Annotated in this window: 8 protein-coding genes; 3 read left to right on the plus strand and 5 right to left on the minus strand. The window is 70.2% G+C overall.

The features are described 5' to 3' along the window. Positions 1-812: hypothetical protein (locus tag OOT08_RS11545; protein WP_325092771.1), on the plus strand; the 812-nt coding region annotated here is incomplete at its 5' end. Between the two features lie 63 nt (positions 813-875). Here the strand turns inward: OOT08_RS11545 and OOT08_RS11550 are convergent. Both OOT08_RS11550 and OOT08_RS11555 read right to left on the minus strand, forming a co-directional pair. Then, positions 876-1436: a YdeI/OmpD-associated family protein gene (locus OOT08_RS11550; protein ID WP_325092772.1), complete on the minus strand. Its 561-nt coding sequence runs from the start codon at positions 1434-1436 to the stop codon at positions 876-878. Between the two features lie 11 nt (positions 1437-1447). Further along, positions 1448-2410 (minus strand): alpha/beta fold hydrolase, encoded by a 963-nt coding sequence (locus tag OOT08_RS11555; protein WP_325092773.1) that lies wholly within the window; start codon positions 2408-2410, stop codon positions 1448-1450. A gap of 61 nt (positions 2411-2471) precedes the next feature. Between OOT08_RS11555 and OOT08_RS11560 the strand changes: the two genes are divergently transcribed. Beyond that, positions 2472-3446 carry a helix-turn-helix transcriptional regulator gene (locus OOT08_RS11560; RefSeq protein WP_325092775.1) on the plus strand — a complete coding sequence of 325 codons (975 nt, stop codon included), beginning with the start codon at positions 2472-2474 and terminating at the stop codon, positions 3444-3446. Here OOT08_RS11560 and trpS read toward each other — a convergent pair. The 3 genes from trpS to OOT08_RS11575 form a co-directional block, all read right to left on the minus strand. Then, positions 3443-4468: a tryptophan--tRNA ligase gene (gene trpS / locus OOT08_RS11565; protein ID WP_325092777.1), complete on the minus strand. Its 1026-nt coding sequence runs from the start codon at positions 4466-4468 to the stop codon at positions 3443-3445. The two genes, OOT08_RS11560 and trpS, sit on opposite strands and share 4 nt — an antisense overlap. A gap of 97 nt (positions 4469-4565) precedes the next feature. Continuing rightward, positions 4566-5411, minus strand: coding sequence for an exodeoxyribonuclease III (locus tag OOT08_RS11570; RefSeq protein ID WP_325092779.1), 846 nt, complete (start codon positions 5409-5411; stop codon positions 4566-4568). A 10-nt stretch (positions 5412-5421) separates the two neighbouring features. After that, entirely contained in the window at positions 5422-6714 is a 1293-nt protein-coding gene (locus OOT08_RS11575) for an MFS transporter (RefSeq protein ID WP_325092780.1), read from the minus strand. 151 nt (positions 6715-6865) lie between these two features. On the opposite strand from OOT08_RS11575, the gene glpK reads away from it, so the two are divergent. Then, positions 6866-8192, plus strand: a 1327-nt coding sequence (gene glpK / locus OOT08_RS11580) for a glycerol kinase GlpK (RefSeq protein WP_325092781.1), incomplete at its 3' end; no start/stop codon positions are given.

Here is an 8192-nt window from a genome sequence, read left to right on the forward strand (position 1 = left end):
GCTGGACCTTCTACGAGCGGTACTATGTGGCGCGCCTCGTTGACGCCGAGGGCGTGGGCCTCGCCGAACCGCTCGTGACGGAGATCGTAGCCGAGCCGCGGCTCGACAGCGTCACCCCGGAATTCAGCACGGACACGACCGAGGGGACGCTGGAGATCGCTTGGCAGCCCGTCGCCGACGCGAGCGAGTACCTCGTCGTGCTCTCGACGTGGCATCCGGAACAGCAGTTCCGTGTCTACCGCGTGCTCGGCTCCTCCGAGGACACCGCCTGGAGCAGCGCGGAGCTCGCCGACCCCGAGGAGAACCCGCGGGAACAGAACTCGGGGATGCAGCTGTTCACGGGCCCCAGCGAAGACCTCGAAGCCGGGGCGGATCACCGCCCGGTGGAGGGCGTTGAGCTCGGGGTGCTCGCGGTGAACGGCCCCACGATCTCCGCCTACGCGCCGCTGCCCGCCCCCGCGTTCCTGGGTGACCTGCCCTACGAGGTCGCAACGAAAACGATGCAGACCACCTACCCCAAGGACCTGGCGAGCCTCCCCCTGAGCGATTTCCCGACGGGGTTCCCCGTCACAACGCTTGCCGGGGACCTCCGGAACACGGCCATGCGGATCGACCCCGATTCGATCGAGAAAACGGAGATCGTCACCGGCGATACGAACAACCCGAGCTTCGAGCCCGGCTTCGCGTTCCGCGCCACCGGCGTCGGCACGACGCTCGAAAGCCCGCGCCTGGTCATCCGGGGCACCGACCGGGCGGCCCTGGACCGCGAGATCGCCGAGTACAACGAACGCGCGCTCCGGGACCACCCCTAACGGCTGCCGCGACGGCTCCCGGCCGCGAGGCCAGGCCACGCACGGAAGCTGTCGGGATCCCGGCTACCGTCGCGGGCTGAGCGCCGGAATGCGCTGCCCCGCCGCCGACGACGCAATCAGGATCGCGAGCCGTTTCGCCCGCGTCGCCTCCCGCTTCGCGCTCATCACCCACCACACGGCGTCACGCCGGTACGAGGGCGGGCTCGTCGAAAAGGTGGCCCAGGCCACCGGATCTGCCTGGAAGGCCCGCTCGTCCTCGGCGGACAGCGCGACGTTCCGCGTCTCGGCGGAGTACCCGCTGCGGTCCTGTCGCTCGGTGAACAGCGTCAGCCCCTCGGCTCGCATTCGTCCCGCCGCGATGAGCGCCTCGGCCTTCTTCACGTTGACCGCGCTCCACACGCTCCCCGCCCGACGCGGGGTAAAGCGGACGAGATAGCGGTCGCCGTCCGCCCGCTTTCTGAGTCCATCAATCCAGCCGAAGCACAGCGCCACATCGACCGCTTCAGACCACGTCTGGCTGACCCGTCCCGAACCCTGCTTGGCGAACAGCACCCAGACGTGAGTCGTCCGGGCGTGATGCGTCTCCAACCAGTCGCTGAAGGCATCCGCGGTGGCGAAGAACATCGGCTCGTCCATCAGCGCTGCCGCGGGGCCGGGGTCCGGGCCAACCAGTCGAGGATGGCACGCGTGGTTTCGCGGGGGCGCTCCTGGTGGACCCAGTGACCGCTGTCGAGGCTGAGCTCGGTCACCTGCGGCACGAAGGTTGCGAGCTGCTCGGAGGGGGCGACCGCGTCGCGAGTCCCGGAGATCATCAGCGCGGGCTGATGAATGATGGGGTCGGCGTCTGCGAGCAGGTGCCAATTCCGGTTGAGGTTGCGGTACCAGTGAATGCCGCCGGTGAACCCTGAGCGAGTGAACGCGGACTCGTAGACCGAAAGCTCCTGTGCGCTGAGCAGCGGTTCCCCGAGGGGAGCGTCGTCCCGGGCAATCTCGATCATCGCCATGCCGGGGCGGGGCGGCAACAGCGGCTCGTCCCGGCGGAAGAGGTTGTTGATGAACCGCGCGGGATCCGCGTCGAAGATCGCGTCAGCAACCCCCGGCTGCTGTGCGAAGTGGACGAAATAGTGGTCGCTGCCGAACGCCGCCTCCATCGCATCGAGCCAGGGCATTTCGCCACGGGCGAGGTAGGGCAGGCTGAGTGCCACGACTCGGTCGACCCGCTCGGGGAACAGCAGCGTGAAGCTCCACACCACAAACGCGCCCCAGTCGTGCCCGACGAAGGTGGCGCTGTCGTAGCCGTAGTGGTCGAGCAGGGCGGCGAGGTCGCCGGTCAGATGCTCGATGTCGTATTCGACGATCTCGTCGGGGCGGGCCGAGTTGCCAAAGCCCCGCTGGTTTGGCGCGATCACGTGGTAGCCGGCGGCCACCAGCGCCGGAATCTGGGCGCGCCAGGTATACGCGATATCGGGCCAGCCGTGGCAGAGCACCAGGGGATTACCGGCGTGTTCTTGGCCCGCCTCGAACACCTCGAGAGCAACGCCGTTCACGGTGATCATGGTGGCTTCGGGGAAGGGAATGTCGTGCGTGTGTGGGGTCATAAGCTCAAGGTACTGACCAAAACCGGTCACCTTGTGACCGGTTTTCTGAGAGACTTGCACCGTGAAATCTGATCGCTTGGTGGCCATCCTCCTGATGCTGCAACGACGTGGGCAGGTCACGGCCGCGGAGGTCGCAGCGGAGCTTGAGGTCTCCGAGCGCACGGCCAGGCGCGATCTCGACGCGCTGGGGATCGCCGGGATTCCGATCTATTCGGTCCGGGGCCGGACCGGGGGGTGGCGCCTGCTCGGCGGCGGACGCACCGATCTCTCCGGACTCACGGCCGGCGAAGCCCGCGCCCTGTTCCTGGTTGCCGGGTCGGCGGCCGCGGAGACCCCGGAGGTGCAGCACGCCCTCCGGAAGCTCGTTCGGGCGCTCCCGGAGACGTTCCGGGAGCAGGCCGAAGCCGCGGCTGCCTCGCAGATCGTGGATCCGAACCCCTGGGGGCGGGACGGCGCGCAGGCTCTCCCGCCCCGCTTCCTTGAGGTCGTGCAGGACGCCGTGATCCGCGGCGTTCAGGTGCGACTCGGGTACGTCGACCGCGCCGGCAGCGCCTCCGAGCGGGTCGTTCATCCCCTGGGGCTCGTGTCGAAAGGGTCGCGCTGGTATCTCGTCGCCGGGACGGACCACGGTCAGCGGACCTTTCGCCTCGACCGCGTCAGCGCCGTGCAGCTCAGCGATGACCCCGTGCACCGACCCGACACCTTCGATCTCGCCGAGCAGTGGCGGGCCATTCGCGAAGAGGCGGGGCGCCGTGGCACGCTCATCGACGTCCACGCGAGGTGCGCGCCCGACGGGCTCAGCTATCTCCGCACCGCGGTTGGCGACAACCTGGAGATCGGGGCGGCGGCGAGCGATGGCCGCATCCCGGTGGTGATCCACGCGCCGAGCGCATACGGGATTGCCGGTCACCTCGCGGGGCTCGTCGAATGGCTCGACATCGAGCGCCCGCAGAGCGTTCGGGACCACCTGGCGGAGATCGGCCGGGCGCTCACGAGCCGATACCGCGCCCGGCCCGGCTGGGCAGCCCGGTCCTAGCGGCTGATGAGGCCCATCCGGTCGTAGACGGTGCGCAGCGTGGCCTGGGCGGCCTCGTTGGCGCGGTCCGCGTTCCCGGCCAGGATCCGGTCGAGCTCGGCGGGGTCGGCGAGGAGCTCGGCGGTGCGGGTGCGAATCGGCCCGAACACGGACTCGACGACCTCGACGAGGCCCTTCTTCAGGTCGCCGTAGCCCTTGCCCGCGTACTCGGATTCCAGGGACTCGACGCTCTGCCCGGCCAGCTCAGCGTAAATCGTGAGCAGGTTCGAGACGCCGGGCTTGGCCTCGCGGTCGAAGCGGATCTCGCCGTCGTCGTCGGTCACGGCGCGCATGATCTTCTTCTTGTTGACGCCCGGCTCGTCGAGCAGGCTGAGCAGCCCGGACGGAGAGTCCGCGGACTTCGACATCTTCGCGGTGGGCTCCTGCAGGTCGTAGATCTTCGCGGCGCCCTTCGGCATCTGCGCGACGGGCACCGTGAAGGTGTCGCCGAAGCGGCTGTTGAAGCGGGTCGCGAGATCGCGGGTGAGCTCGACGTGCTGGCGCTGGTCCTCGCCCACGGGCACCGTCGCGGCCTGGTAGAGCAGAATATCGGCGGCCATGAGCACCGGGTAGGTGAACAGGCCCACCGAGGTGGTGTCCGCGCCGAAGCGCTGCGACTTGTCCTTGAACTGGGTCATCCGGCCGGCCTCGCCGAAGCCCGTGATCGTGTTCAGCGCCCAGGCGAGTTCGGCGTGACCGGACACCTGGGACTGGACGAACAGCGTGGACTTTTCGGGGTCGATGCCCGCGGCGATGTACTGCGCGGCCGTGGCCCGGGTGCTCGCCTTGAGCTTCTCGGGGTCCTGGGGCACGGTGATCGCGTGCAGGTTGACGACGCAGAAGAAAGCCTCGTAGTCCTCCTGCATCTGGACCCACTGCTTCAGCGCCCCGACGTAGTTGCCGAGGTGCAGGGAGTCGCTCGACGGCTGCATGCCGGAGAAGAGGATCGGCTTGCCGGAGGGGGAGACGGGGGCGGTGCTCATGGGGATTCCTTTGGGGGTGCGCGAGCGCTCGCACGGGGAGCGCCCGGGGAGAAGTGAGGGGGTGGCCCGCGCCGCGGGCCAAACCGGGAGGTCGGGCCTAGACCCGGTAGTCGACGACGACGGGCGCGTGGTCGGACCATCGCTCGGCGTAGGACGCGGCCCGGTCGATGACGTAGTGCTCGACCCGCTCGTGCAGCGCCGGGGTGACCACGTGGTAGTCGATGCGCCACCCGGTGTCGTTGTCGAAGGCCTGGCCGCGGTTGGACCACCAGGAATAGGGGCCCTCGACCTCGCCCGCCCAGCGGCGGCCGACGTCGATCCAGCCGAGGCCCTCGCCCTCGGAGCCGTCGTTGCAGACGACGTTCTCGCCCTTCGGGCCGAAGAAGCGGTCGAAGTAGGCGCGCTCGCGGGGCAGGAAGCCCGCCTTCTTGCGGTTGCCGCGCCAGTTCTTGATGTCGAGCTCGCGGTGGCCCACGTTCAGGTCGCCGACGACCGCGACGAGCGCGCCCTCGGTGTCGAGCTCGCGCAGCCGTGCGTCCATCGCGTCGAGGAAGGCCCACTTGGCCTCCTGGCGGGGGGTGTCCACCTCGCCGGAGTGCACGTAGACGCTCACCACCGTGAACTGCGTGCCGTCCTTGGTGACCTGCGCCTCAAGCCAGCGACCCTCGGACTGGGCCTCCTCGCCGCCGATCATGGCGCGGTGGCCGTCGAAGGGGATCCGGCTCGCGATGGCGACCCCGGCGCGGCCCTTCGCGAGGGCGGCGTCGTGCAGGATGTGCCAGCCGTCGCCGAGCAGTTCCTCCAGGTGACTGGTCTCGGCGCGCACCTCCTGGAGGGCGAGCACGTCAATGTCGCGGTCTTCCAGCCAGGCGGCCATGCCGTTCCGGTAGGCGGCACGGATGCCGTTCACGTTCACGGACGCCAGACGCAGGTGATTTGCCATGCCGCTCAGTCTAGCCGGGGCCGCTGACTCGGGGGGAGCGGGTCTCGTCCCCGCCGCCGTTCGCCCCGTTCTCAGGCCCCGGCGCGCGCTCCCCGGCGTGGGGCGCGTCTGGGGAGCAGGCTCGGAGCCAGTCCGGCGCGAAAAAACGGGCAGCGAGTGCCGCGGCCAGCACCCCGATCCCGCCGATCGTGACGCTCGCGGCGGCGAGGCCGGACACCGCCGTGATCGAGGAAATGAGCACGGGGGTCACCGCGGAGCCGGAATCGGAGACGAGACGGAATACCCCGAGCGCTGGCCCCGGGTTTCGCCGGGGCGAGACCTGCGCGCTCACGGTGAACAGGAGCCCGCTGCCGAGCCCGTTCCCCGCGCCCATCGCCGCTGCGCAGATGGCGAGGGGCCAGAACCCCGAGGCGAGGGGCAGGCAGGCGAGCCCCGCCCCGATGCCGAGCGTCGTGATGACCGCGAGCGGACGCGGCCCGAACCGGTCCAGCAGTCGCCCGCCGAGCGGGAAGAGCGCGAGATCGACCAGGGTGCCCGCGAGGACGACGAGGTAGACCCGCTGCTCGTCGAGGCCGAGGTGCAGGGCCCAGAGCGGCAGGAGCACCGTGCGGGAGGCCCGAACGAGATTGACCGCTGCGCTCGCGACACCGACGGTGCTGAGCGTACGCCGGGCGTCCCGGATCAGATCACGGGTCCGGGGGAGGGCCCGCTCGGCGGCCGTGCGCACAGGCGCGTGCACGGAGCCCCGGGCGAGAAACTGTCCACCCAGGGCGAGCAGTGCGGCGAGCGCGCCAGAGGCCGCAGCCCCCGCGGTGCCACAGAGCACAAGAAAGAGTGAACCGACCAACGGGCCAAGCGCCGTGCCGAAGCGGGCGGCCCCGCCCAGCCGGGCCAACGCGGAGCCTCGGCGGTCGAGCGGCGCGGTCGCCGATAGGTAGCTGTGCCGTGCGAGACCAAACAGCGAAGCGGAGGCGCCGACGGCGAGTAAGCCCAGCGCGACGACGGGGAGCGCGGGCACGAGCAGGGCGAGCGAGCCGATCAGGAGGAGCACCCCCGCGACCGTGAGCGCCGGGAGCTCCCCGATGCGACCGACCAAGCGGCCTGAGGGCACCGACGCAAGAAGCTGACCGATGAGGAGGAGACCGGCAAAGAAGCCCGCAACCGCGAGGCTGCCACCGAGCCCCGTGACCATGAAGGGCACGAGCGGCGTGATTGCCGAAACCGCGATCGTGGAGAACACCGTCGGAAGATAGATGGGGGCCAAGTACCGCGGCATCGGCTGGCGGCCATCGCTCAACGCCACAGACTCACCTCCCGAGCATCTCCCAGCCACTGACCGCCGCCGCATCCTCCTCGGCTGGTCCTGCCCCGCGCATTCCTGCCCGCAACGATACCTCGCCTCGAACCGCCGCTCGATCCTCGTCGCCCGGGTGGGTGCGGGATACACTGCCAGCATGGCCGAGTACCTCTGCGCAATCGATCAGGGCACCACCTCCACCCGGGTGATCATCTTCGACCGGGACGGGGCCGTCCGCGGCGCGGCCCAGAAAGAGCACCGGCAGATCTTCGAGCAACCCGGCTGGGTCGCCCACGACGCCGCCGAGATCTGGCGGCACACCCGCACGCTCCTCGTCGAGGCCCTCGCCGTCTCCCGGGTGAAGGCCCGCGATATCCGCGCCATCGGCGTCACCAACCAGCGCGAGACCACCGTGGTCTGGGACGCCGCAACGGGCGCGCCCGTCACCGACGCGATCGTCTGGCAGGACACCCGCACCCACGAGATCGTTGACCGGCTCGCCGCGGACGGCGGCCTCGACCGATTCCGCGACATCACGGGTCTGCCGCTCAACACCTACTTCTCCGCCACGAAGCTCGCCTGGATCCTGGAGCACGTGCCCGGGGTGCGCGAGCGCGCCGAGGCCGGGGAACTGCGCTTCGGCACGATCGACTCCTGGCTGATCTGGAACCTCACCGGCGGCGCGGACGGCGGCCAGCACGTCACCGACGTGAGCAACGCCAGCCGCACGCTCCTCATGGATCTCGGCACCCTGACCTGGAGCGAAGCGGTCCTGGACGCCTTCGCCATTCCCGCGGCGATGCTGCCCCGCATCGTGCCCTCCTCCGGGGTGATCGCCGAGGTCAGCGCGGTGCCCGAGGTTGCGGGCATCCCCATCGCGGGCGTGCTCGGCGACCAGCAGGCCGCGACCTTCGGCCAGACCGCCTTCGCCGAGGGCGACGCGAAAAACACCTACGGCACCGGCTGCTTCCTCGTCCTGAACACGGGGGAGACCCCCGTGCACTCGAAGAACGGCCTGCTCACGACCGTCGCCTACCAGCTGGCGGGACAAAAACCCGTCTACGGTTTGGAGGGCTCCGTCGCCGTCGCCGGATCCCTGCAACACTGGCTCCGCGACAACCTCGGCCTGTTCCGCGACTCCGAGGAGATCGAGGGCCTCGCCACGAGCGTGCCCGACACGGGCGGCGCGGTGATCGTGCCCGCCTTCTCCGGCCTCTACGCCCCCCGCTGGCGACCCGATGCCCGCGGCGTCATCGTCGGCCTCACCCGCTTCGTCACCCGGGCGCACCTCGTGCGGGCCGCCTCCGAGGCCATCGCCTTCCAGTCCGTCGAGGTCATCGACGCCGCGGCCGCCGACACCGGCACCCCCCTGACCGAGCTGCGCGTGGACGGCGGGGCCGCCGTCTCCGACTTCCTCATGCAGTTCCAGGCGGATCTGCTCGGCATCCCCGTGATCCGACCCACCGTGCTCGAAACCACCGCCC

Source organism: Leucobacter sp. M11 (assembly GCF_035726885.1).
Taxonomy (GTDB): domain Bacteria; phylum Actinomycetota; class Actinomycetes; order Actinomycetales; family Microbacteriaceae; genus JAPFRB01.